A 24,704-nucleotide genomic window follows, 5' to 3' on the forward strand; every position below is an offset into this window, starting at 1 on the left:
GTCGCCCGTCCTACATCGGCTGGCGAAGCGTGATCTCGAGACGCAGGAGCTGTGCGCCGCGCTGGATGTGCAACTCGACCCTGTCACCCGGCCGATACTCTTCGAGAGCAGCGAATAAATCCCGCGAATCACCTATCCTCGAGGCGCCGAGACCGACGATACGGTCACCTACGACGATCAGTCCGTCCTGGGACACCCGCGCCGGGATCAGCCCGGTACTGGCTGCGGGGCTATCCGGTTCCACACCAAGGACCAGAGCACCAGACCCGCCCTCGCGCGCGATCATAGCATCGATGCGGGGATCGGTCAGGATGCCCAGCCGCGGCGGGTCATAGCGGCCGCGCGCGATCAGCTGCGGCACCACCCGGTTGACGGTATCGACCGGCACCGCGAAGCCGATCCCGGCGCTGCCGCCCGAGGGGCTGAAGATGGCGGTGTTGACGCCGATGAGCCGCCCGGCGCTGTCGATCAGCGGTCCGCCCGAATTGCCGGGGTTGATCGCCGCGTCGGTCTGGATCAGGCCCCGGATCGGCGGTCCGCCCTCGCCCGGAAGCTCGCGACCGAGGGCAGAGACGATGCCTGTCGTCATCGTCCAGTCGAGCCCGAAGGGATTTCCGATGGCAAGGACGCTCTGGCCCACGCGCAGATCGCCGCTGGTGCCAATGGGGATCGGCGGCGGCCGGTCCGCGCCCACCCCGATGTGCAGGACGGCAAGGTCGTGCTCGGGGGCGCGGCCGACCAGTCGCGCGGGATAGGCGCGGCCGTCGGCCAGGCGCACGGTCGCGCCGCTCGCCCCGGCGATGACATGGTTGTTCGTCACCACGTGGCCGAGCTCGTCCCAGACGAAGCCCGAGCCGTTGCCGCGCGGGATGTCATAGGCGTTGCGGGTCCAGGGGTCGATCACCCGTTCGGCCGTGGTGATGAAGACGACGCTGTCGCGGGCGGCTTCGAAAATCGCGATGGTGCTCTGTTCGGAGGCGGCCAGATCGCCCCGCGGCGCTACGGTGCGCGGTTCGGCGAAGCGGCCGAGGATGGCGGACTGGAGGATCGGCAGGCTCTGCCAGGCCACCATCAGGACGAGCGCGGCCGCGGTCGCCGCAACGAGCCGCGCATGGAAGCACCCGGTCACCCCCGCCTGCCGCCGTTCCGGCATGGTGCTGCTCGCGCCGGTCCTGATCGCGCACCAGCCAGTGGACAGCGCCCAGTGCAAGCGCTGCGGCGGCGAGTGCGGCAATCTTTGCCGGCTCCGTCTCGCCGAGGTCCAGGATGATGAATTTGCGCGCGACGGCGAGGAGCGCGATCAGCACGATCGTGCGGACTTGGAGGATCCCGAAGCTGCGTTCGGTCGCAACAAGAAGGGAGCGCTTGAACTCGAGCGCGATCACCACGGTGAAGATCATGCCGAACACCACCTGGAAGGTGGCGTAATCGAGAGTGTCGAATGCCCCCAGAACCAGGCGGTTCACGACTTCGCGCATCAGCGCCCAGACCGACGCCACGACGATCGCCGCAATGATGACGCTGAGGACGAAGATGACAACTTGCTCGAACTTCTCGTAGAGCGTCATCGCCGACCATTGTTCACGGGTCAGCCCGGATCGTTGCAAGTCTTTCATGATTGCCTCTCGAAGGCCGCCCCGGAGAGACAAGCTCCCCGGGGCTTCTCCAGACGGTGCGATATCGCAAGGAGCGGAGGGGACGCCGCAAACCGGCGACACCCAATGTGGCAAATCAGCCGTTCTTGACCTCGATGCGCTTGACCTTCGCCTGCGCCTCGGGAGTCTGGGGCAGCTTGATCGTCAGAACCCCGTTCTTGAAGGATGCCTGCGCCTTTTCGCCATCCACACCGGGAGGGAGCGGAATTGTCCGGTAGATCGCGCCGTAGCTGCGCTCGGAGAGATAGTATCCCTTCTTCTCCTCTTTGCGCTCGATCTTTTTCTCCCCCTTCACAGTCAACATGTCATCGTTAACTGTCACCTCGATGTCCTTCATCTCCATGCCCGGCAGCTCGATCGACACTTCGATCGCGTTGTCGGTCTCGACCATGTCGGATTTGGCTTCGCCGCTGCCCCAGGGCCATTCGAAATGACCGACCTTGTTCCAGAAGTTCTCGAACACATGGTTCATTTCGCGCTGGAGTGTCGCGATCGGGTTGTCTTCGCCGCTCTTGGCATCTGGCGCGCCGTCCTTGCGCGCCCAGGGAATGAAGTCTTTGATCTGCATGATATGGTCTCCTTCGGTTTTCAGGCGCCCTTGACGACGATCCTTTTCGGCTGCGCTTCAGGGGCTCGGGGGAGCGTCAGGGTGAGGACGCCGCCACGCATCTCGGCTTCGATCCTGTCGGGGTCGAAGTCCTCGGAAAGCGTGAAGGCACGCTCGAAATCGCCCTCGCCATATTCGGCATGGGCAAGTTCGAGGTTTTCCGGCCGCACCGGGTCAACCTTGCCGCGGATCGTCAACACGCGATTTTCGAGCGTGATTTCGACCGCATCGGGAGCGACCCCAGGCATTTCAAGCATCATGGAGACGCCCTGATCGGTCTCGACGATATCGGTCAACGGGCGGTAGATGCGTCCGTCGCCGGTGGTTTCGGGCGAGTCGGTCGGCGTCTTTTCGGCGGCTTGCGTGATGTCGGTGCTCATCGTGCCAGCTCTTCTCAGGCTGCCTTGATCTCGATTTTCTTCGGCTTTTCTTCCTCGGGCCGGGAGATGACGATCCGCAATACGCCGTTCGTCATCCTCGCCTCGACCTTGTCATCCGAGGTCGCGAACGGCAGGCGGATAGCGCGGGAAAACCTGCCGTAACCGCGTTCGTTGCGGTGCCAGCGCGCACCGTCGGGAACCTCGGGCGCCTTGCGTTCGCCCGAAAGGGTCAGGACGCTGTCCTTGACCGAAATCTCAATGTCGCCCGGTTCGATGCCGGGAAGTTCAGCGGTGACTCCAACGGCCTCAGGGCCTTGCCAGACATTCACCGCCGGGAACGCCGCGCGGGACGGCGGCCAGAAACCACGGTCGAGATCGCGCATCATGGAGCGCATCAGCGCGAAGGGATCGCTGCGGCGCAGATATGTCGGGTAGAGCATTGCTGGCCTCCTGTTGCTGATCGATGCCCCCGAACCGTCGGCATGGACGGACCGGGCAACGGTGCCGGCCGGATGTGGGTTCGGAGACCGCCTATCAAGATAGGCGGTCCCATTTATTATGCAAGCATATATGGTGCATGCATTGCGCCTTGGATGGAGAGCAGTCTATCCTGTTTCTCATGCAGTGGAGGAAGGATACCCATGATCTCTTCTGATCTTGCCCTGATCGGGACGACGATCCACCGGGTCGCGCAGCTCATCCAGCAGCGGATCGACAACGAGATCGGCGACAGCGGCCTGACCCGCCTGTCCTGGATGGCGGCGACACATGTCGAGGATTCGCCCGGGCTGACCATCGGCGATCTGGCCGGGCGGCTGGAGGTAGGCCGGGCCACTGCGGGCCAGCTCGTCGATCGCATGGTACAGGGCGGTTGGGTCGAGCGGTGGCCCTCGCCCGACGACCGGCGGTCGCAGATCGTCACGGCAACACCTAAGGCCAGGGCGATGCTGGAGGAACTCGCGCCGCGGCAGTCGGCGCTCGAAGATGAAATCCTGCAGGATCTGTCGGCGGACGAAAGGCGCATTCTGCTGGCGCTGCTCGAGCGGATCAAGTCGCGGCTTTTACGCTAGAGGGGGGCGAATAGGTATGGAAAGGAAGACCGAATACAACATCTGGTACTGGGTGGTGGCTTTCATAGCCGTGCTTTTCATCCAGAACCTGATCGCCGGCTGGCAATCCGTCGCGCCGATCAGCTACAGCCAGTTCGAGAAGTATCTCGCTGACGGGAAAATTTCCTCTGTCGCGGTCGGGGCAGACACTATCACAGGCACCTTCGCCGAACCGGTCGACGGCAAGAAGCAGTTTGTGACGACCGTAGTGAATCCCGCAATCCTGGAGCGGATAGACCGGTCAGGTATCGAGATCACTGGCGTTCCGCAAAACACTTTTCTCGGCACGCTGATTTCCTGGGTAGCGCCAGCGCTTGTCTTCTTCGGAATCTGGATGCTGCTGTTCCGCAAGTTCGCCGACAAGCAGGGCTTCGGCGGGTTCATGCAGGTCGGCCGCAGCAAGGCCAAAGTTTACATGGAAAAAGAAACCGGCGTCAGCTTCGCCGACGTGGCTGGCGTGGACGAGGCCAAGGCCGAGCTCGAGGAGGTCGTGGAGTTCCTCAGGAACCCCGCCGAATACGGAAAGCTGGGCGCACATATCCCCAAAGGCATATTGCTCGTTGGGCCGCCGGGCACCGGCAAGACGCTGCTGGCCCGCGCGGTGGCGGGTGAGGCGGGCGTGACCTTCTTTTCGATCTCGGGATCGGAGTTCGTCGAGATGTTCGTGGGCGTCGGTGCCGCACGGGTGCGCGACCTGTTCGAGCAGGCCCGGAAATCCGCGCCGGCGATCATCTTCATCGACGAACTCGACGCTCTCGGGCGGGCGCGCTCCTCCGGCCAGATCGCTGGCGGCCACGATGAGCGTGAGCAGACGCTGAACCAGCTTCTGACCGAGCTCGACGGCTTCGACCCTTCGGTGGGCATCGTGCTCCTGGCCGCCACCAACCGACCAGAGATCCTCGACCCCGCGCTGCTGCGTGCGGGACGCTTCGACCGGCAGGTGCTGGTGGATCGGCCGGATAAGAAGGGACGTGTGCAGATTCTCGGCGTTCACATGAAAAAGGTGAAGCTCGCCCCGGACGTCGATGCCGAGAAGGTCGCAGCGCTTACTCCCGGCTTTTCCGGGGCGGACCTCGCCAATCTCGTCAACGAGGCAGCATTGCTCGCCACGCGCCGCAAGGCGGATGCGGTGACGATGGACGACTTCAACAATGCCGTCGAGCGCATCATCGCAGGGTTGGAAAAGAAGAACCGCGTGCTCAATCCGCGCGAACGCGAGATCGTGGCGCATCACGAGATGGGGCACGCGCTGGTGGCGATGGCTCTGCCCGGCACGGATCCGGTGCACAAGGTCTCGATCATCCCGCGCGGCATCGGCGCGCTCGGCTACACCATCCAGCGCCCGACCGAGGACCGCTTCCTGATGACGCGCGAGGAGCTGGAGAACAAGATCGCCGTCCTCCTCGGCGGGCGCGCGGCCGAGAAGATCGTCTACGACCACCTCTCGACCGGGGCGGCCGACGATCTGGTCAAGGCTACCGATATCGCCCGCGCCATGGTCGCGCGGTACGGGATGGACGAAGACCTCGGGCATGTCAGCTACGACACCGATCGGCCCGGCTTTCTCGGCACCGGCGACCAGTCGTCGTGGCTGAACCGCCGCTACAGCGACGCCACTGCCGAGCGGATGGACGCGAAGGTGCGCGACATCGTGGATGGCGTGTTCAAGCGCACCCTCTCGCTTCTCGAAGCCAACCGGGCGCTGCTCGAGCAATCGGCGCAGGATCTCCTGCAACGCGAGACACTGGACGAGCCCGATCTGGTGGCAATTGGGTCCCAGGTGAAAAGAACGGAAGCGGTCGCTGCGTGACGCCGTAACTGACGCAGATGATCGGCGGACAACCCTGACTGGATAAAGAAACGGAGAGCAAAAATGGCAAATGGAACTTGCGATATTTGCGGTCGCCCGGCGACGGCGCGCGTGCGCGCTTCGGTGAACGGCAGAGTTCAGAACATGGAGCTGTGCGATCAGCACTACCGTGAAATGGTGCGCCGGTCGGGCCGCAGCGCATCGCCGCTGGAGTCCCTGTTCGGGCGGCATTCCCTTTTCGACGAATTCTTCGGCGATAGCGGTTTCGGCAGCCTTCTCGGCGACAGCCCGCTGCGGGGCGGCACGCTCGGCTCCATGGGTGACGGCGATGACGATGTCGTCGACGCCACTTTCGGTGAGGGTGCCCCGCGGCGTGGATCGCGGCGCGGCGGTGGACGCACCATCGCTGACCGGCTGAGCGAACAGGGCAACAAGCTGTTGCAGGATGCCGCACAGAAGGCCGGAGAGTTCGGGCGCAGCGAGGTCGATACCGAACATTTGCTTTTGGCATTGACCTCGTCCGACGTCGTCAAGACGATCCTGGAACAGTTCAAGGTCGATGTGGACGATCTGCGGCGCCAGATCGAGAAGGAAGCGAAGCGTGGAGAGGCCAAGACGGAGGGCGAAATCGGCGTCAGTCCTCGCCTGAAGGACGCGCTGAACCGGGCCTTCATCGCCTCGAACGAACTCGGCCATTCCTATGTCGGCCCCGAGCATCTGCTGATCGGCCTCGCCGAGGAGGGCGAGGGCCTGGCCGCGTCTATCCTGCGCAAGTACGGCCTCACGCCGCAGGCGCTTCGCCAGCAGGTGACCAAGGTCGTGGGCAAGGGAGCCGAGGAAGGCCGCGTGGAGGCGCCTTCCAGCACGCCCGATCTGGACCAGTTCAGCCGTGACCTGACGAAGCTCGCCCGCGAGGGCAAGCTCGATCCCGTCATCGGCCGCGCCCGTGAGATCGAGACGACGATCGAAGTGCTGGCCCGCCGGAAAAAGAACAACCCGGTGCTGATCGGCGAGCCTGGCGTGGGCAAGACCGCCATCGTCGAGGGACTTGCACAACGGATCGTCGCAGGGGAAGTGCCAGAGGCGCTGCGCGACAAGCGGCTGGTCGAACTCAACATCAACTCGATGGTGGCCGGGTCGAAGTATCGGGGCGAGTTCGAGGAGCGGGTGCAGAAGATCCTCAAGGAGATCACCGAGGAGAAGGACAGTCTGATCCTGTTCATCGACGAGATCCATACCATCGTCGGCGCCGGTCAGGGCGGTGGCGAAGGCGGTCTAGACATCGCCAACACCTTCAAGCCGGCGCTGGCGCGGGGCGAGCTGAACCTGATCGGCGCGACAACGCTCAACGAGTACCAGAAATACATCGAGAAGGACGCAGCACTCGAACGTCGCTTCCAGCCGGTCTATGTCGAGGAGCCTACGGTGGCTCAGGTCATCATGATCCTGCGCGGTCTGCGCGACACGCTGGAGGCGCACCACAAGGTGACGATCACCGACGAGGCCATCGTCGCGGCGGCCGAGCTTTCGGACCGCTACATCACTGGCCGTTTCATGCCTGACAAGGCGATCGACCTGATCGATCAGGCCGCCGCACGTGTGAAGATCAGCGCCACAGCGCGCCCCGTGGACGTCCAGGAGCTGGAGGCCGAGGTCGCGCAGATCAAGCGCGAGCAGGACTATGCCGCAGCCCGCAAGCAATTCGACCGGGCAGCGGAATTGAAGAAGGAACTCGAACAGAAGCAGAAGGAACTGGACGAGCTTCTGGAGATTTGGAAGCGCGACCAGGCCTCCGCCACCGCCGAGGTGCGCGCCGATCATGTCGCGCAGATCGTCTCGAAGATCACCGGCGTTCCGGTCACTGAGCTGACCACCGAGGAGAAAGACAAGCTCCTCAAGCTCGAGGAGAAGCTGCACGAGCGCGTCATCGGCCAAGAAGAGGCCATCCGCGCCGTGGCGGATGCGGTGCGCCTGGCGCGCGCAGGACTGCGCGAGGGACGCGGCCCGACCGCGACATTCCTCTTCCTCGGGCCGACCGGGGTTGGCAAGACGGAACTGGCCAAGACGCTCGCCGAAGTAATCTTTGGCGATCAGGACGCAATCATCCGCATCGACATGTCCGAGTACGGCGAGCGCCACTCGGTCGCCCGGCTGGTGGGCGCGCCTCCCGGCTACGTCGGATACGACGAAGGCGGGCAACTGACCGAGAAGGTGCGCCGTCGGCCCTACTCGGTCGTGCTGCTCGACGAGATCGAGAAGGCGCACCCGGATGTCTACAACATTCTGTTGCAGGTGTTCGACGACGGTCGGCTGACCGACGGCAAGGGGCGCGTGGTGGACTTCACCAACACCATCATCATCGCCACGTCGAACCTCGGTTCGGACATCATCCAGCGCAACCTCAAGAAGCGCGGCACCAAGGAGTTCGACGAGGCAAAGCAGAAGTCCGAGCTGATGGAGGTGTTGCGCGGTCATTTCCGGCCAGAGTTCATCAACCGGATCGACGAGATCATCGTCTTCCACTCGCTGAACCAGTCGGAAATCCGCCAGATCGTGGGGTTGCAGCTGAACCGGGTGAAACGGACCGCCCTCGGCCAGGGCGTCGAGCTCGAGTTCGACGTGAGCGTCGTGGATCACTTCGGCGCGGTCGGCTTCCGCCCCGAATTCGGCGCCCGCGAGCTGCGCCGGCTGATCCGGTCGGAGCTGGAGACCGAGTTGGCTCGCGAGATGCTCTCCGGGCGGATCGAGGATGGTGACAAGGTCCGCGTCGCCTGGTCGGCGGACGAGCAGAAGGTCGTGTTCGAAAAGATCGCAAAGGACACCGGTGACGACAGCCCGGACGATCAGGCCAAGGCCGGGATCGACGAGTCCGGCAAAGTTGCCCAAGAAAAGGCGCACGCTCCGACGCCCGACGTCCCGGCCGAGGCCAAGGATGAGGTGCAGTCCAAGGACGACAAGTCCGCCGAGTGACAGCGCAAAAGACTGGCCCGGCGCGATATCGGTCGCGCCGGACCATCTCTTCGGAGAGTTATAGGAAGGTGCACGGCATGAACGTCATCAGATCATTCCGCAATCTCGACCGGCACGGCCAACAGCGCGCGCCTGAGGTCATCGAGGAAGAGGTGCGGCAACTTGAACCGCACCTTGTACGCTTCCGCGAGGATCTGGTCCGGCTCGAAGTCGTCGCCTCCCAGACGAGGGGCAAGACGCGCATCCAGGTCAGCCTGCGCCTGCAACTGCCCTCGGGCGTGATCGCGGCACAGGAAGAGGGGTTTGAGATCGAGCCTGTCCTGCGCAAGGCCTTTGCCGACCTGCGCCAGCGGGTTGACCGGCATGTGGCGCGCCTCAAGCACGAGTCTGAATACAAGCGTCCCGCCCGCCGGCGCCGGATCGGCGCCCCGCTGCCGTCCGCGCGGGATGCGGCGGAAGCGGACCGGCGCCAACTCTTCTTCGACCTGATCGAGGATCATCTCGATACGGTCTACGATACCGTCAGGCGCGAGTTGACCTATCTCGAGTGTAGCGGGTCTGTGCCGGAGGGATATCTGAGCGTTCGCGGTCTCTTCGATGCGACGATCCTCAAGGGGCTGGCCCGCTTCGAGGATCGGCCTTCGGAGTTTTCCGTCGGCGACTGGCTGAAACGGCTGGCTTTTGAGACCATCGAGGCCGAGGCGCAGGCTGCGCGCCGCGCGGTGCCCGAGGATGCCGCCTCGATCGAGGCGGAACCCGAGGCCCCGGCGGAGGATCCGACCGAGGCGGATCAGGCGATGTTCGAGTTCTACCAGCCCGACGAAGTGCTGATGCTGGAGGACCTCATCGCCGACGACGGCGGCACAGACCCCGATACCGAAGTGGATCGTCATGATATCGCCATGGCACTGCACCGGGCTATCGCAGATCTTGCTCCGGTCGAGCGCCGCGTCCTTTATCGGATGTACCTGGAAGACGCCACGATCGCGGAGACGGCGCACCTCCTGGGTCTCACTGAGGCGGAAGTGTTGAAGATTGCAGAGAACGCGGCGGAGACACTGCGCGGCACGCTGGTCGAGGCCGGGTTGATCGGCGAGGCATCGGGGCGCGCGCCCGTGGAAAGGGAAATTGCCCGGACGCAGTGTCTGCCTCAGCCGGTCGAGGACCGCCGCCGCGTGGTGGCCGCCCTGGCCGGCGCGGAGACAATCGGTACTACTGAGTTGAAACCTGAACAGGAGATGGACCAATGACGACAACCTCTGCAAAACAATCCGACACGATGCAGGACATGCTGTGCAGCCTGTCCGGGAACTGGTGGCTGTTCGTGCTGCGCGGTGTCCTGGCGCTGGTGATCGCGGTTCTCGCCTTCCTCATGCCTGCGGAGTCGCTGCTTGCTCTGACGCTGGTCTTCGGCGCTTTCGCCTTCGCCGATGGCGTGTTCGGCCTCGTCGCCGCCGTCCGCAACATCCGCGGGGGCGATCGCTGGGGCTGGCTGATGTTCAGCGGCATTCTGGGGATCGCCACGGGGGTCGTCGTGGTCTTCTCGCCGTTCGTGGCGACGCTTGTGCTTGCGACATTCCTCTGGGCCAGCATCGCATTCTGGTCCGTGTTCTCGGGTGCCCTCGAGATCGCGGCAGCAATCCGCCTGCGCAAGGAAATCGAGGGCGAGATCTGGCTGATCCTGAGCGGCCTCGTCTCGGTCGTTCTCGGTGTCGTCGTGACCTGGATGCTGCTGACGCGCCCGGTCGAAAGCTTCCTCGCGCTCGGCTGGCTGATCGGCTTCTACGCCGCGGTCTTCGGGGTGATGATGATCCTCCTCGGGCTACGGCTTCGCAAGGCGGATCGTTCGGACGGTGCGGCCTTCGATGACGCTCCCCCATCGGCAAAGGCGTGAGGTGCCCTGTGGTGGATGACGGGCGACTTGCCGGCGAGGAGCCCGATTTCACCCGATGGGACGAAACGATCTTCGACCGTTGCCTTAGCGCCGGCTTCAATCCGTTCGGCAGCGGTCCGACGCCGATCTTCCTGCGGCACCCGGACGCAGAGGCGTGCGCCGATGCAAGGCCGTGCATGCCCCCTGATACCGAAAATGCGAGGTGCTGATGTCGAACCGCCTGCCTGACTTGGCACTTGCGGCTGCGGCCGCTGCCTTGGGCATCGGCATCGTTTTCCTTTTTCGCTCGATGTATCTTGCCGAAGACACGCTGCCTTTCGCGCAGGAGATGACGCTCATCTTTCTCGGCGCTGTCGTGACGATCATTCTGACCGCGGCGCTTCTCAATCGCCAGACCGATCTCGAGCTTCGCAAGGAAGGAAGGGTCATCATCCTCCAGCAGCAATGCGACATTTACATGGCCTGCATCGAGAAGGTCGCAGAGATCGTGGAAACCGCAAGGCACGATGCGAAGCTGATCGATGAACTGCGTGTTCTCAGCCACAAGCTGGCTGTGGTCGCGAGTGCAGGGGTCGTGTCCAGCTTCGAGCAGGTACTGGAGAGCTTGCAGTCCGGTTTTGCTGACGGCACGCTCTCGGACGGGGACGGAGAGGGCGTGATGAATGCCGTCGCCGATCTCACGATAGCGATGCGGTCGGACGTCCTGCACGCTGCTGCCTTTCCTTCGCAGAACATCGAACGCGCCGTTCGCCTGAATTCGAGGCGAATGGAAAAACTCGACGATCTCGAACGTCACCTTCTCGTATCCACCGACACCCGGGAGAACTGATATGCGCGGCCATAATCGTCCACCATTCCCGCCGAAAATTCCCGGAACCGATCTGCCATCCTGGGACGTGCCGACCGCGGTCATCTACCGCCCGGCGCGTTCCGCGATGACATCGGCGCCCCGGCCCAGCTACTGGGTTCTCGAGTTCGAGCCGTCCCGGCCGCCGCAGATCGAGCCGCTGATGGGATGGACGGCAAGCGGCGATCCCTATCGTCCGATCCGGCTGAAGTTTCCGGATCGCGACAGCGCCGTGGACTTCGCAGAGCGGCAGGACTGGCATTATGTCGTGCGCGAGGACGCTGGGGGGGCCCGGATGGCGAACCCGTGGGCGGGGGAGACGCGCCACCGGCTGCACAGGGGCGTCGATGCTCCGGGAGCCTTCCGGGTCCCGTTCCGCCCCGATCGCCGCCTCTCAAGAGGCGTCCAGCATGAGAGCACGGCCGACCCGTCTACCAGCGACAGGGAGAGTTTCGATCCGGTCCTCGAAGCCTCGCTCGAATCCTTCCCCGCCTCTGATCCTCCGGCGTGGACGGCTGTGACAATTGCAAGAAAGACGACGTGATGACGGCCAGCTGCATGCGCTCGGGGAAATGAGATGTTTCCATGGGCCGATACCGTTGCTCGCAGATACCCCCCGTGGCCGTCTGGTCAGTCGTCGGGATCAGCCTTCTCGCTTTCCTCTGCCAGAGCGGCCTGCCGCCGCGCGTGCTGGACCGGTTCCTGTTCGAGTTCGCGCTGGTTCCCTCGCGCTTCTTCGGGGAACTAAGCCTCGTCGCCCCGTCGGACTGGACCCCGTTCCTGACCAACATCTTTCTGCACGGGGGCTGGCTGCACCTCATACTGAACATGTGGACGCTGTGGATCTTCGGCCCCGCCGTCGAAGATCGGCTCGGACCGGGTAGATTCACGCTGGGCCGAGTGGTGCGGGCCATGCAAGATGATGGCGCCCCAGTTCGAGGCGGCGGCGCGCTCGCTCGAACCCCATGTCCGCCTGGGCAAGCTCGACACCGAGGCCGAACAGCAGATTGCCGGCCGCTACGGGATCCGCGGCACTCCCACCATGATCCTGTTCAGGAGCGGCAAGGAAATCGCGAGGACGAGCGGTGCAATGCCTGCCGCGCAGATAGCGCAGTGGGCGCGGTCGCACGTCTAGAGTTTACAGGTATTGGCCTTACCTGCGCCATGCCATCAGGAGAAGAAGGACAAGAACATGCATGGCGTGACCGGATTTATTGAAAGTGCGGCCTTGTTGGTCTTTGCCGCGTTCGTGCTCGTGACGATATGTTCACGGATCGGCGTGCCCAGTATCGTCGGTTACATTCTTGCCGGCATAGTCATCGGACCTGCCGGCCTCGGCCTGATCGCCGAAAACGCTGCCCTGAGCAGCATCGGCGAGATCGGAGTAGTACTCCTGCTGTTCGCTCTTGGCCTGGAATTCTCGTTCGAGAAGCTCGTAACGCTCAGGAAGCATGTCTTCGGTCTTGGAGCCGCGCAGGTTGCAGTCACGACGATATCGGTGTCGTTGATAGCGAGTCTGATCTTCGATCTCGCGCCCGTCCCCGCAATCCTCATCGGCGGGGCCGTTGCCATGTCATCCACGGCCATGTGCCTCAAGGTGCTCGCAAGCGCGAACGCTCTGGGATCGGCCCAAGGGCGTCTGGCCATTGCAGTGCTTCTGTTTCAAGACTTGGCAGCTGTCGCATTCCTGCTTCTGCACGATTCGATGAGTGGAGCCGCCGAAGGGTATGGCGTGATAACGGTCGTCGCCAGTGCAACGGCATTGGTTGCAGCTCTGTTCATTGCCCGTGGCCCGTTGCAGTTGCTGGCCCGTTGGGTAGCGTCGCGTGGCGATCCGGAACTTGCCCAGCTTCTCGCGCTCACCATTGTACTAGGGTCTGCGATTGTCGCGGCCACCGCCGGCCTTTCTCCGGCACTCGCCGCATTCGCGGCCGGGATGATCATCGGCGAGGGCGACGCGCGCCATGCTGTCGAGAACGAGATTCGGCCCTTCCGCGATCTGTTTGTCGGGATTTTCTTTGTCGGCATCGGGACGCAATTGCCACTTTGGATCATTCCATCTGCATGGCGTGTAGTACTGATCTGGCTTGTCATTCTTCTCGTGGGCAAGACGCTGATTGTTATGGCCGTCGCCCGACTATTCGGCGAGTCGCTTCAGATTTCATGGCGAACTGGAATCATTCTTGCTCATGGGGGCGAGTTTAGTCTCATGCTGCTGTCGGTTTCCTCGACATCGGGCATTGTTGCAGAGGAATTCGCTGGTCCTTTACTCCTCGCGATTGGCGTGAGCATGCTGGCCGGGACGCTTATGGTCAGGTGGGCGGGGCTAAAGGTTTAGTAGGGCAAACATAAAGATAACTATACTGCTCAGTTTACTAAGAGCACGCCCGAGCCTGATCCCGCATGACGCTGTAGTCGGCGAGCATTTCAACGATTGCCGATCCCTCCGGCAGCAGATTGAGCTCGTCGGCTGCCCGCGCCTGGAACTCCCGGCCATACTCGACCACGGGCGGGCAAGTCGCGAGCCTGCCATGCTCAGAACGAACCGTCCCGCATCCGTTCAGCAAGCTCGTGGTGATCGCGAGGACGGCGAGCCGCCGCTTCCAGCATCCGACGTTGGACGTCATTGGCCTTCTCCATGGTTTCAAGGCGTGCGGCGAGGCGTCCCGCTCGCCCCCCGGAGCGCCGAAGCGAAAGCAGGAACAGGAGCACGGCGAACGCGATGGCGCCGTAGCGCAGAGCTACCCGCATGCACGGGCGGGCGGCGAACCCGGTCAGGAGCGCGGCGATCATCGCAGCCCCTTCTTCCAATCGTCGAGCCGAGCGTAGATCGTGACCGCGATGCCGGCGAGCGCCACCGCGATGAACACCCAGCGCAGTGTGTCGAGATACGGCACGAGCGGCAGGATCGCGGACTGGGTCTCCGCCAGGACGCTCTGAGCCACCTCGACCCCGGCGGCACCCAGCGTCGCCACACCGGCTGCGCCGCCGCCCTTCATGGTGCGGCTGTCAGCCAGCACCTCGCGCGCGGGCGGCGTCTCGGCTGCAAATGCGGTCGCCCGGACCGGGAACCGCTCGCCCCACTGCCGGGCGGGTCCAAGGTCGACATGGATGAAGCCCGAGCGCGGGTAGAAACCGAAGCCGAGGAATCCGACCTCCCGCGCCGCCGCCTCGAACGCCACCGGGTCGTGGTTCGCCATGGCGATGTCGAAGGCGGCGCCGTCGAGGTGCTTGGAGCGGGTCGCGCCGCCCACGGCACGGTTGTGCTCGGGGCTGCGATAGGCGGAGCGGACGATCAGCGGCTTGCCCAGCCGGTCGCGCAGCGCCTGCAGCCTGTCGAGCGCGGGTTCGTTGATGAGCAGCTTGCCAGTGCCCCGGCAGGCGATCTCGGCTGGCGAGAAGTTGGGCCAGCGCCAGCTGCTCACGGGGACGTCGCGCCAGTGGTCGTAGAAGGTCGTGGTCATGGGGTTCTCCGAAACGAAAAAAAACCCGCCACGAGGGCGGGTCATTGCGGGCTGATGAATGGGGATGGGGCGCGGCTACGGGCTGCCGCCGAAGATCTTGAGCTTGATGGCGATGCCCGCGAGCAGCGCCAGCATGACGCCCGTGGTGATCATGCGGACGGCGGTCTGCATGGCGGTGCGGCGCACCAGGCGGATGCAGTCGACGAGCGAGCTAGATCGCGGATGTCGAGCGCGGCCTCGTCGCCGTCGAGACCGACATCGGCGAGCGCGCGCTTCGCGCCTTCCTCGGCGGCCCGGGTCAGGATCGCCTCGAATTCGGCGTCGGGCATGCGGACGAAGCCGTCGGATCGGGGTGGTGTCATCGGGATCCTCCTTCCACCGCTCAGCCGATCTTGCAGCCCCAGAAGGACGTGTGATCGGCGGCGAAGTAGCCGTCCGCGACCCGGAAGTACCCCTGCAGCTCGACGGTATCGCCCGCGGTGAGCGGCACCATGGTCTGCAGCCAGATCGCGGTGGCGAGCGAGACGTGGGTGGCGGAGATTTCGCCGAGGGAGCCGCGGATTTCCGTCGTGCCGTTCAGCACGAACCGGCCGCTCATTCGTGCGGACGTGCTGGCGTTGACCTTGTAAAGCAGCGTCGCGCCGAAGAGGTAGGTGCCGTCGACCGGGGCCACGAAATGGTTGTTCGCGGCGTCGAAGGTGCCCTGATCGTTGTAGTCGGTATTGTTCAGCCCGATCTTCGTCCAGGTGCCGACGCCGACATAGTTGTCGTAGTTGGTGTACGCCTTGAACCGGGGCAGCCGGGGCTGGTCGACGATGCCAGTGGCGTTGTCCACGCTCAGCCCGTCGAAGAAGGTGCTGCCGTCGGCGGAGACTGCGAGGCGGAACCGGTCGGAGCCAAAGAGGCCCAGCAGCGCCTTGGTCACGAAGCCGGTCTGCAGCGTCAGCCCGAGATCGTCGCCAGCGGCCTCCTTGTTCATGGTGTAGAACAGATCGCCGGTGCCGCCCTCGGCCACGGTCTTCGCGGTCCAGAGCGCGGCGTTCAGCTTGGCCGAGAACGGGTTCGACCCATCCGCTGTCGTGCCGATGCCGAGGAGCGCCATGTTCTGCAACTGGCTGGGCGTGGTGCCGACCCAATCAGACCCGTCGTAGACCAGCAGCAGGCCCTCGTCCTCGACCCATGCCCGCCAGCCGGTTCGCGGCGGAAGGCGAAGCCAGGCACCGTCGGTCCAGAGCGCGACGTTCAGATCCCAGCCCGCCCACGCCGCGGTGGCGCCAGAGCCGACGATGTAGCGGTCGCCGTCGGTGGGGCTGCCGGGCGGCGCCGTCAGATCCCGATCGAGGACGGAGAGCTGGACGAGTCCGTCGAGCAGCCGCAGCGCCTCGTTGTGGGTGACATGCTTCTGTGCCTGCGCCGCCCGAATGTAGGGCAGAAGCAGATGGGTGGTGGCATCGGACATGGGCGTTCTCAGAATGTCAGTGTGACGGTCTTGGGCATGCCCCGCCCGATCAGGGCGGAGAGCTGGAAGATGCGGACGGTCAGCGTGTCGCCAGACCCGAGCGGCGCGCCCCAGTCGGCGGACTGCTGGGCGGCGGTGTAGACCACGCTGGTGCTGGCGGCGGCCAAGGTTCGCTTGACGGCCGGGCCATCGAGGATCTCGACCTCGTAGGCTTCGACCTCCTCGGCGAGCGGCACCTCGCCGGCGCCCCAGTTGTCGGCCGAGAGGGATCGTGAACGGCGGGTCCAGCGGATCGTGAGATCGCCCGGTGTCCGGGGTCTTCGCCATGGCTGCTCGACATGAGCGACCGAGAACGGCCGGAGCCCCACGCCCTCGGGCGTGAAGGTGGTGGCAAGATAGGTCTCGTCGCTGGCCGGACGGCTTGCCGGGCCGATGCGCCAGTTCCAGGGAAGCCCGAGATCGGCCTCGGCGATCGGCAGCGAGGCAATGCTCTCGTCCAGCACCACGACCCGCGCCCCGGCTGGGACCGGATTGCCCATGGCGCCTTCCGTACCGCGCTGGCCGCGCAGGAGCCGGGTCAGACGATAGCGCCCCGGTGCGATCAGTTCGGCCGCCCCCGCCTGCACGATTTCCCAGATGCCTGGTGCGCTCTCGACGGCAAGTGCATTGGCGCCGCCGAACAGCGCCAGATCGGTGACGCTCTCCAGCGTGCCCGAAAGCAGGTCTACCACCAGCACGTTGCCGAGATCGAAGCGTGAGGTCGGTCCCGGCCAGAAATCCGAAACCAGGACGCCGATCCGTGCCCGACCGCCGAAGGTGGTCAGCAGCTCGAAGCCATCGGACGAGCCGCTGCGGAACACCGCCATCTCGCCGGGCCATGGAACGGCATGGGCTGCGACGAAGGGACGATGCGCAGGCTGATCCTCACTCAGTTGCGGCAGGTCCATCAATATCGCGTCGGGCGCTCCGAACACGACCGGGCGCGTCAGCGAGGCGGCACGCGGATCGCCCGGCGGCAGATCGTAGGTCGCGCGGTCCTGGCGGATCGCCTCCACTCTGCGCGCCTCGGCATCTGCGACGGAGACGAGACGGAACTCGATCTCCCGCCCGTCATGGGCGAGCCGGATCACGTCGGCGGGATCGAGAGCCAGCCGCGAGGGTGGAAGGCGGAAGGCTGCGCTTTCGCGCCCGGTCCAGGCCTCGAGTAGCGCACGACGGCAGCGGCGTTCCGCCTCTTCGGGCGGCACCGCCATCGGAAAGCTCTCCGATGTGATCCGCGTCGTGTCGACCGTGATGCGCTGCGCCTCGACTAGCGCGGTGTCGTAATCCTCGTCGGCGCGGGCGATCTGCCACTTCAGCGCCTGCGGCAGCTCGGTTTCCTGGCTGCGGATCAGTTCCAGCACGTCACCCTCGCGGGTAGCTACGAGGTGATCGGGGTCGATGGTCAAGACCGACGCCCGGCCACGCATCACGAAACGAATGATCCCTTCGGTCTCCACGGCGTCGAAACCAAAATGCCGCGACAGCGTGGTGATGGAGGCGCGTGGGCTTTCCAGTGCGCCGATGACATATCCCTCGACCGCGCCCCAGAGCCCGGAGACATCAATCCGATCCTCGGGCATGCCTGCCCGCAGGCAGAGGTGCCGCACGAGGGCGGCCAGCGAGACCGCGCCAAGGCGTCCGGTCAGCCAGTGGCCGAGCCGCCAGTTCGGACCGTCGGTCCAGACGCCGGTCAGTTCCGGGAAGAACGGATAGGGCCGTGCATCCCAGGTCCAGGCGGCGCATTCCGGGACATGAACCATCCGGTCGCCATAGACTGAGGACACCGGATTGTTCGCAGCCTCGCCCCACCAGAGATAGCTCGCCTCGAGATAGGCGCGCTGGATCGCATCGTCGCGCCAGCCCCGCGAGAAATGTGGCGTGAAGCTCTCGGAGGACTTCGGATCGAAGAAGACGTTGGGCTGGTTGGTGCCACGATCGATGGCGGGGCAGCCGAGTTCGGTGAACCGGATCGGCTTCGACTGCGGGACCCATGCCGTCGGCGTCGCGCTCTCCACCCCGCCCGGGCGGTCGTAATGCTGGTTCGACCACCAGGCGCGCAGATCCTTGTAGCGGAAGACCCACGGCTTTCCCGCTGCACCATCGGTGATCGGCGTTCGCACCTGAGCCGACCGATCGGCGGCGCTGGCGTAGAACCAGTCGAAGCCTTCGCCACCCGCGATGTTCGCCTGCAGATACGCCCGATCGTAGATCGCGGGCCAGCTATCGGCGGCGTCGAGATGGTCGAACCCGTCCCGCCAGTCCGACAGCGGCATGTAGTTGTCGATCCCGACAAAATCGATCTCCGGATCGGCCCAGAGCGGATCGAGGTGAAAGAACACGTCGCCGCTGCCATCGCTCGGCTGGTGCCCGAAATATTCCGACCAGTCGGCAGCGTAGCCAATCTTCGTTCCAGTGCCCAGAATGGACCGGACATCAGCTGCCAGATCCCGATAGGCCTGCACGGCCGGATAGGTGGATACGCCCGAGCGGATGGTGGTGAGCCCCGGCATTTCCGAGCCGATCAGGAAGGCGTCCACACCGCCTGCGGCGGCGCAGAGATGGGCATAGTGCAGCACCATCCGCCGCAGGCCCCAATCGCCCGATGGGCCGGTCCAGACGACCGATTGGCCCGAGACGCTGAAACTCGCTGGCGTCGCCGTACCGAAAAGCGCCGAAACCTGTGCCGCGCCGGCGGCGGTCTTGTCGACCGATCCCACATAATCCGCTGCGGGGGAACAGGTGATCCGCCCCCGCCAGGGGAATGCGGCCTGGCCGGTCTCGGCAGCATTGTCGGAATACGGGTTCGGCAGCGCGTTGCCGGGCGGCACGTCCATCAGAATGAACGGATAGAAGGTGACGCGCAGCCCGCGCGCCTTCATCTCCCGGATGGCCTGCACGACGGCGAAGTCGGACGGCGTGCCGCCATAGACCGGGCGATCCTGATCGTCGCGGCTGACGAGGAAGGCATTGGCGCGGCTGACGCCGTTGACCGACCAGGACAGAGGCGTGGTCGACTTGGCTGACACCTCGACGCCGGGCCGCACCTTGCAGGATCCCGCGCGCAGATCGTCGCCGAACCAGGCGACGACGAGGCTGACGCCCTCGACCGCGGGCGCCATGGCCTGCAGCCGGTCCAGCGCCTCCACCATGTCGGTGGAGTCGGCCAGCGCGTTCAGGTTCTCTGCCTGCGTCGCACCACCATCCGTCTTGCGGATGGCCTGCGTGGCATAGGTGAACTCGCCCGATGCCGGGATCATGGTGACGGCGCGGATCAGCCCCTCGGCGGTGTCGGGATCGGCCAACGGACGAAACACCTCGAAGGAGAGCTGCGGCAGGCGGTTGCCATAGGTCGAGAGCGCCAGTTCCTCGAACACCACATAGGCCGTGCCGCGATAGGCGGGAGTGTTGGCCGCGCCCATCCTGGCCGCAATGAACGGGTCCGCCGTCTGTGCCTCGTCGCCCGGATACCAGCGCCAGGTGACGCCGGAGAGGTCCATCGGCTTGCCGTCGGCCCAGATGCGCCCGATGCCGGTGATCGGGCCCTCGCAGAGCGCGACCGCGAAACTCGCATAGTAGAGATACTCGGTCGTCTTGACCTTGCCGCCGCCGCCGCCCTTGCCGCCGCCCTGCGTGGTGGTCTTCGTCTCCTCGCGGAAATCCGTCGCCCAGATGATGTTGCCGCCCATCCGCATGCGGCCGTAGAGCCGCGGGATAACCGCGCCCTCGGTGGCAGAGGTGATGCGCAGCGTGTCGAGCCGCGGCCCATCGATGCGCTGCGCCGGCGCGAGCGAGGAGACGATCCAGCCATCGACGGCGGAGCCGATGGTCGAGCCGACAAAGCCGCCGATGGTCGCGGCTGACAGCCCGAGGATGCTGCCGCCGATCGAGCCGCCGATGGCGGTGCCCACGGCGCCGAGAACGAGGGTGGCCATGTGTGGATCTCAGCGTTGCGGGAACAGGAAAGCGAAGGCGATGCGCCGCCGCCAGGATTGGGTGAGCGGCTCCTCGATCACGCCGAGCCGCTCGTAGGCGTGGACGAAGGCGGCGGGCGTGGTGAGGATCCCGACATGTTTGGCGATGGCCCGGGGCTTCATCCGGAAGAGGAGCAGTGCTCCGGGACCGATTTCGGCGGGCAGCACCTCGATCATCATCCGCCGCGCGCCCTCGGCCAGCACCTCGCGCGGCCCGGTTTCGCCCCAATCGCGGCTGTAGGGCGGGATCGGGAACGGCTCGGGACCGACGACCTCGCGCCAGACGCCGCGGGCCAGCCCGAGGCAATCGCAGCCGACACCGCGCAGGCTGGCTTGGTCGTGGTACGGCGTGCCCAGCCATGACCGCGCGATGGCGATGACGCGGGCGGGGTCGGCCAATGCGAGGGGTTGCGTCACAGCACGCCTCCCTCGTGCCCGCCATCCTTCGTGGCGTAGCGCAGAACGGCATCCTGGCCGGGGATGTGCGGGAAACCCCGGAAGTTGGCGGTGTTCGCGAACTTCGCCCCGCAGGTCTCCATGCGCTTGTCGCAGCCCGCGCGGATGATGAAGGCGTCGCCCTCTGCGATCCCCCGCACCGGCGCTTCGAGCAGGGTCAGGATCGCCACGCCGTCCGTCGCGTCGTGGCCAAGCACCTCGGCCTGACGCCCCGCGTTGGAGCCGCTGGTCCATTCGATGGTGCCGAAAGTGAACCAGCCCGCCTCGAACCCGCCGAGCCCCGAGGCGGTGAAGGCCCGGTCGCGCAGGAGATCGATGACGGCGCCGGTTCCCTTGAAGGCGGTAGCCTCCAGCTCGACGCCGCAGCGCGCATCGCCAAGCGCGGCATCGCAGGTCGCCTGGAAGGTCCGCCCGACCGTCTGGCCGAGCACATGGGCGAGCGACCGCACCTCGGCCACAAAGGCGAGCCGCCCGCGCCGGATCTGGCCGATGGCGCCGCGTCGCATCAGCACGCGCTGGCCCGTGTCGGCCCAGTTCACGCGCCAGACCTCGACCTCAGCGTTGTCCCAGCGGCCGTCGAGGATGTCGGTCTCGGTAATCCGGTCCGAGGTCAGCACGCCTTCGGCGTCCTGCGCATCGACCGACAGGTCGGAGCCGGAGCGCACCTCGGAGGCCGTGAGCCCGCTCGCGGGCTCGAAGTCGGTCCCGTCAAAGCTGAGCGTCCGGTCGTGGTCGGTGAAACCGAAGGTGACGCCATCGGCGCGCGTGATCCGCCAGCACCAGGCGAGCGTGGTCGTGCCCTCGTCGAGATGGGCCTGCATCGCGGGGTCGAGGGTCTTCATCGGCGCAGTTCCAGCAGCGGGATGGAGGTGATCGAGCCGAGCCGCTCGAGGTCGAGCGTCACGTCGAGCGCATCGGCGTCGAAGCGGACCGGCACATCGAACTCGAAGCCCGCGGTGATCGCGACGCCAGAGCCCGGCGCCGCAGCGAAGGTGACGAGGCCCGTCGTGACGTCGACCGACCAGCCGGAGAGCTGCTCTACATCCGACAGCGCGATACGCACGGTTCCGGTCACCGGCTTCGTGATGGCGCGTGTCCAGGACTGCGCGCCGGAGGTGTAGCGCTTGACCAGCTGAAAGGCGGTCGTCGTGCCGTCGCCTGTGCCGATCGCTTGGTCGGTGGGCGACGGCGTGCCCGAGGGCAGGCAGGACTTGTGGTCGCCCCAGTCCTTGAAGCGGAAACCGTGGAGCCGACCGTTGCGCGCTTCGAAGAAGGCGACCACCGCCGCCAGATCGTCGGCGCGGCGGATGCCGTAGGCGACATCGTAGCGGCGGCGCGAGTTGGCCCAGCTGGCGTTCCGCTCCTCGTCGCCCGAGGCGAGCTCGACGATCTGGGTGCGCCGCTCGGGCCCGCCCCGCGCGCCGCGGCTGATGTTGTCGGGGAACCGAACCTCGTGAAACGCCATCACATGCCCCTCCGCCCGAGCGAGACCGCACGGGCAATGTCGGCCGCAACCTGCGTGCGGGACTGCCGGAAGCTCTCGGCGTCGCGGGCCATGATGGTGACGTTGACCCCGCCGCCTGCGCCGTAGCTCTGGGCCTCGCGGCGCGACAGAACCCGCTCACCGCGCTGCAGGATCGCGGGCACCTCGTCGTGGCGAAGTCCGGCCATGCCGCCGCCATGCATGCGCGGCGCTGCGGCGAAGGCCATGGCCGGGACCATGCGGGACGACCCAGCCGAGCCGACCATGCCGCCCGCATGCAGGACGCTGGCGAAGATGCCGCCCGCCCCGGAGAACACGCCGGAGAGCGCGTTGGCGATCGGCCCGAGAATGAACCGCCGCGCCGCCAGCTGGGCGAGATCGGCGATCATCGACGTGACCATATCGCGGAAGTCGAGCTTGCCGGTCTTCACGAACTGGCCCACCGCGTTCTCGGCCGACTGGAAGGCGCCGACGAGGCTCTGGCCGATGTCGCCGCCGATCTCGCGCGCCTTGCTGGCGTAGTCCGACAGCGCCGCCGTGACCGCCTGCCAGCCGGTGACGGCGGCCTCGGTCGCGGGCTCTGCCGCAGCGGCGGCAGCTCCGGCCGCCGCGCCTGCACCTGTCGCGGCGCGGCCGGCTTCACCAAGCGCCGTCTCCAGCCGTTCGGCCGCGCCTGTGGCCTCGGTCAGCGCATCGGCGCTCGCCTCGTCGGTGCCGCGCACCGCATCGCGCAGGGCCTGCCAGCTTTCGAGTGGGGCGCGGGCCCCTTCCGCCAGATCGCGCGCGGCGCCCCTATAGAGGTTGGCGGACTCGAGCGCCCGGTTCGCCGCGTCGGTCAGACCAAGGTCGGGCGCGGTCAGCGGGTTGTCCTCGAAAGCCCTATCAAAGGCTGCCTGCGCCGCTGTCGTGGCAGCACTGGCCGCGCCCTCGAACCGGTTCTCGATCTCACCGAGGTCGAGGTCGGGCACCAGCGTGATGCGCCGCTCCGACCCGAGCGCTTCGAGCCCTTGGTTGATGCCGCCGATGAAGCCATTGATGCGCGAGACCACGCCGTTCAGCATCGCCTCGACGCCGTCGACCAGGCTGTTTGCGGCCTGGAACGCCAGATCGCCGATGGCGGCGGGCAGCAGGCCCCAGATCGCCTTGATGGTCTCGTAGGCCCCCTCGAACGTGTTCGCGGCGGTGTTCCCGAAACCGACGACGCTCTCGATGGCGCTCTGCATGCCCGAGGCGGCGTCGGCCTTCAGATCGAAGAACATCGCCGTGGCGGCCGCACCCGCCGCCGCCGCGCCCATCCTGATCCGCTCCCAGACCTCGACGGCGACGTCCTTCAGGAGCGACATCGCCTCTCCAAAGCCGCCCGCGCCGGAGACGAGACGGGTGAACTGGTAGACGAGCTCGCCCGCACCGACGATCAGCGCGCCGATACCGGTACGGATCAGCGCCCCACGCAGAACGACCAGCGCCGTAGCGAGGCCCCGGACCGAGAGCGCCGCAGCGGCCATGCCGGCGACCCAGCGTCCCGCGAGGAAGGCGGCGAAGGTCGCGGCATAGGTGGTCAGGCGGCCGATGTTGTCGAAGAGGCCACGGATGGCGATGCCGAGCGGCCCGGTGCGGCTGGCAACCGCCGCCATGGCGTTGGCGACGGCTTCCAGCGCGGGGGCCGCGGCGACGGCCAGCTGGTTCGACAACCCGCGCCAGATCAGCCCGAGCCGGGAGATCGCGTCGTTCGTCCGCTCGATCTGGTCGGCATCCTGTTCAGAGACGACCACACCAAAAGCGAGCACGTCCTCTGTCGCCTGGCGCAGCGTCGCCGTGTCGATCCGCGACATGGCGATCGAGCCTTCCTCGCCGAACAGCTGACCCGCGACGGCCGCACGTTCGGCGACGGGCACGAAGCTCTCGATGGCCGCGTTGATCGCGCCGACCCGCTGATCCAGCGGCAGGGCGATAAGCTCGTTCGCCGAGAGCCCGAGCCGGTCGAGCGCATCGGCGGCGGGGCCGGTCCCGGCGGCCGCCTGGCTGAGACGGCGCGTCAGATCCTTGGTGGCCTGCTCGATGCCGGACATGGAAACGCCCGCCAGCTCGCCCGCGCGCTCCAGCGTCTGGATCGAGGCGACCGTGGTGCCGAGCGACTGGGCGAGCTTGGCCTGCGCATCGACCGTCTGCAGCCCGGAGCGGATCATCGCCACGCCAGCGGCTGCGGCAGCCGCCACGGCGGCAGCGGCGGCGACGCGAACCCGACGCGCGAAGCCAGCGAGCCGGGTGTTCGCCGCCTCCATCTCCCGGCTCAGCCGGCCGAAGCCGCGCGCGCCGGCCTCGCCAACACCTTCCAGTTCGGCGCGCACCTGCCGTCCGCCCACGGCGGCGAGGCGGACAGAAACGCGCTTCTCAGCCATTGGAATGATCCATCTGTTCGTTGAGTTTGGCGACCATCACCGCTTCGATGACGGGCAGCAGTTCGGCCATGGCCAGCGGGGGCACGCCGAGCGCGTCACCGAGCCCCAGCGCCGCCGACATGTCCCAGCCGATCACCGCGCCGGGCAACACGCGGAGT

23 protein-coding genes and 2 pseudogenes are annotated in these 24,704 nt (G+C 66.1%); 10 read left to right on the forward strand and 15 right to left on the reverse strand.

Annotation, left to right across the window (positions count from 1 at the left end; translation table 11 throughout):
- Positions 1-10: 10 nt before the first annotated feature.
- The 5 genes and pseudogenes from PXD02_RS05665 to PXD02_RS05685 form a co-directional block, all read right to left on the reverse strand.
- Positions 11-1,072, reverse strand: a complete 1,062-nt coding sequence (locus tag PXD02_RS05665; protein WP_275105935.1) for a S1C family serine protease — start codon at positions 1,070-1,072, stop codon at positions 11-13.
- Between the two features lie 109 nt (positions 1,073-1,181).
- Positions 1,182-1,616, reverse strand: a pseudogene (locus PXD02_RS05670) (phosphate-starvation-inducible PsiE family protein); the annotation flags it as partial.
- Between the two features lie 115 nt (positions 1,617-1,731).
- On the reverse strand, positions 1,732-2,223 hold the full coding sequence (locus tag PXD02_RS05675; RefSeq protein WP_144863640.1) for an Hsp20/alpha crystallin family protein: 492 nt from the start codon (positions 2,221-2,223) through the stop codon (positions 1,732-1,734).
- A 20-nt stretch (positions 2,224-2,243) separates the two neighbouring features.
- Positions 2,244-2,642 carry an Hsp20/alpha crystallin family protein gene (locus PXD02_RS05680; protein ID WP_144863638.1) on the reverse strand — a complete coding sequence of 133 codons (399 nt, stop codon included), beginning with the start codon at positions 2,640-2,642 and terminating at the stop codon, positions 2,244-2,246.
- 14 nt (positions 2,643-2,656) lie between these two features.
- Positions 2,657-3,082 (reverse strand): Hsp20/alpha crystallin family protein, encoded by a 426-nt coding sequence (locus tag PXD02_RS05685; protein WP_036751099.1) that lies wholly within the window; start codon positions 3,080-3,082, stop codon positions 2,657-2,659.
- 201 nt (positions 3,083-3,283) lie between these two features.
- Here PXD02_RS05685 and PXD02_RS05690 point away from each other — a divergent pair, with 201 nt between their 5' ends.
- From PXD02_RS05690 to PXD02_RS05735, 10 genes and pseudogenes are all read left to right on the forward strand, one after another.
- Complete coding sequence (locus PXD02_RS05690) at positions 3,284-3,712, forward strand: MarR family winged helix-turn-helix transcriptional regulator (protein ID WP_144863637.1); 429 nt, start codon at positions 3,284-3,286, stop codon at positions 3,710-3,712.
- 16 nt (positions 3,713-3,728) lie between these two features.
- Complete coding sequence (gene ftsH, locus PXD02_RS05695) at positions 3,729-5,561, forward strand: ATP-dependent zinc metalloprotease FtsH (RefSeq protein WP_275105936.1); 1,833 nt, start codon at positions 3,729-3,731, stop codon at positions 5,559-5,561.
- Positions 5,562-5,624: 63 nt separating this feature from the next.
- A complete protein-coding gene (locus PXD02_RS05700; RefSeq protein ID WP_342759678.1) occupies positions 5,625-8,531 on the forward strand; it encodes an ATP-dependent Clp protease ATP-binding subunit in 2,907 nt (968 codons plus the stop codon).
- Positions 8,532-8,608: 77 nt separating this feature from the next.
- Positions 8,609-9,781: an RNA polymerase sigma factor gene (locus PXD02_RS05705; protein WP_275105938.1), complete on the forward strand. Its 1,173-nt coding sequence runs from the start codon at positions 8,609-8,611 to the stop codon at positions 9,779-9,781.
- Positions 9,778-10,425 carry an HdeD family acid-resistance protein gene (locus PXD02_RS05710; protein WP_275105939.1) on the forward strand — a complete coding sequence of 216 codons (648 nt, stop codon included), beginning with the start codon at positions 9,778-9,780 and terminating at the stop codon, positions 10,423-10,425. Before PXD02_RS05705 ends, PXD02_RS05710 begins: the two co-directional genes overlap by 4 nt.
- Positions 10,426-10,633: 208 nt before the next feature.
- Positions 10,634-11,254 (forward strand): hypothetical protein, encoded by a 621-nt coding sequence (locus PXD02_RS05715; RefSeq protein WP_028720451.1) that lies wholly within the window; start codon positions 10,634-10,636, stop codon positions 11,252-11,254.
- A gap of 1 nt (position 11,255) precedes the next feature.
- Positions 11,256-11,816 (forward strand): NADH dehydrogenase ubiquinone Fe-S protein 4, encoded by a 561-nt coding sequence (locus PXD02_RS05720; protein WP_275105940.1) that lies wholly within the window; start codon positions 11,256-11,258, stop codon positions 11,814-11,816.
- Between the two features lie 41 nt (positions 11,817-11,857).
- Positions 11,858-12,154: pseudogene (locus PXD02_RS05725) on the forward strand (rhomboid family intramembrane serine protease); the annotation flags it as partial.
- A complete protein-coding gene (locus PXD02_RS05730) occupies positions 12,138-12,407 on the forward strand; it encodes a thioredoxin family protein (RefSeq protein ID WP_377707386.1) in 270 nt (89 codons plus the stop codon). The pseudogene PXD02_RS05725 and the gene PXD02_RS05730, both read left to right, overlap by 17 nt.
- Before the next feature lie 57 nt (positions 12,408-12,464).
- Positions 12,465-13,610, forward strand: a complete 1,146-nt coding sequence (locus PXD02_RS05735; protein ID WP_275105941.1) for a cation:proton antiporter domain-containing protein — start codon at positions 12,465-12,467, stop codon at positions 13,608-13,610.
- 197 nt (positions 13,611-13,807) lie between these two features.
- Here PXD02_RS05735 and PXD02_RS05745 read toward each other — a convergent pair whose 3' ends face one another.
- From PXD02_RS05745 to PXD02_RS05790, 10 genes are all read right to left on the reverse strand, one after another.
- Positions 13,808-14,065 (reverse strand): hypothetical protein, encoded by a 258-nt coding sequence (locus PXD02_RS05745; protein WP_275105942.1) that lies wholly within the window; start codon positions 14,063-14,065, stop codon positions 13,808-13,810.
- The gene (locus PXD02_RS05750; protein ID WP_275105943.1) at positions 14,062-14,736 is read right to left on the reverse strand and encodes a YcbK family protein; all 675 of its coding nucleotides are present in this window, start codon (positions 14,734-14,736) and stop codon (positions 14,062-14,064) included. Before PXD02_RS05750 ends, PXD02_RS05745 begins: the two co-directional genes overlap by 4 nt.
- A 149-nt stretch (positions 14,737-14,885) precedes the next feature.
- On the reverse strand, positions 14,886-15,098 hold the full coding sequence (locus PXD02_RS05755; RefSeq protein WP_275105944.1) for a DUF6127 family protein: 213 nt from the start codon (positions 15,096-15,098) through the stop codon (positions 14,886-14,888).
- A 20-nt stretch (positions 15,099-15,118) separates the two neighbouring features.
- Positions 15,119-16,195: a DUF2793 domain-containing protein gene (locus PXD02_RS05760; RefSeq protein ID WP_275105945.1), complete on the reverse strand. Its 1,077-nt coding sequence runs from the start codon at positions 16,193-16,195 to the stop codon at positions 15,119-15,121.
- Between the two features lie 8 nt (positions 16,196-16,203).
- On the reverse strand, positions 16,204-20,169 hold the full coding sequence (locus PXD02_RS05765; RefSeq protein ID WP_275105946.1) for a baseplate multidomain protein megatron: 3,966 nt from the start codon (positions 20,167-20,169) through the stop codon (positions 16,204-16,206).
- A gap of 9 nt (positions 20,170-20,178) precedes the next feature.
- Positions 20,179-20,625 (reverse strand): C40 family peptidase, encoded by a 447-nt coding sequence (locus PXD02_RS05770; protein ID WP_275105947.1) that lies wholly within the window; start codon positions 20,623-20,625, stop codon positions 20,179-20,181.
- The gene (locus PXD02_RS05775; RefSeq protein ID WP_275105948.1) at positions 20,622-21,506 is read right to left on the reverse strand and encodes a DUF2163 domain-containing protein; all 885 of its coding nucleotides are present in this window, start codon (positions 21,504-21,506) and stop codon (positions 20,622-20,624) included. Before PXD02_RS05775 ends, PXD02_RS05770 begins: the two co-directional genes overlap by 4 nt.
- Positions 21,503-22,129, reverse strand: coding sequence for a DUF2460 domain-containing protein (locus PXD02_RS05780; RefSeq protein WP_275105949.1), 627 nt, complete (start codon positions 22,127-22,129; stop codon positions 21,503-21,505). The genes PXD02_RS05775 and PXD02_RS05780 overlap by 4 nt, the downstream gene beginning before the upstream one ends.
- Entirely contained in the window at positions 22,129-24,546 is a 2,418-nt protein-coding gene (locus PXD02_RS05785) for a phage tail tape measure C-terminal domain-containing protein (RefSeq protein WP_275105950.1), read from the reverse strand. Before PXD02_RS05785 ends, PXD02_RS05780 begins: the two co-directional genes overlap by 1 nt.
- Positions 24,539-24,697, reverse strand: a complete 159-nt coding sequence (locus PXD02_RS05790; protein ID WP_473092058.1) for a DUF7697 family protein — start codon at positions 24,695-24,697, stop codon at positions 24,539-24,541. The genes PXD02_RS05785 and PXD02_RS05790 overlap by 8 nt, the downstream gene beginning before the upstream one ends.
- Between the last annotated feature and the right edge of the window lie 7 nt (positions 24,698-24,704).

The organism is Paracoccus sp. S3-43 (assembly GCF_029027965.1).
GTDB lineage: Bacteria > Pseudomonadota > Alphaproteobacteria > Rhodobacterales > Rhodobacteraceae > Paracoccus.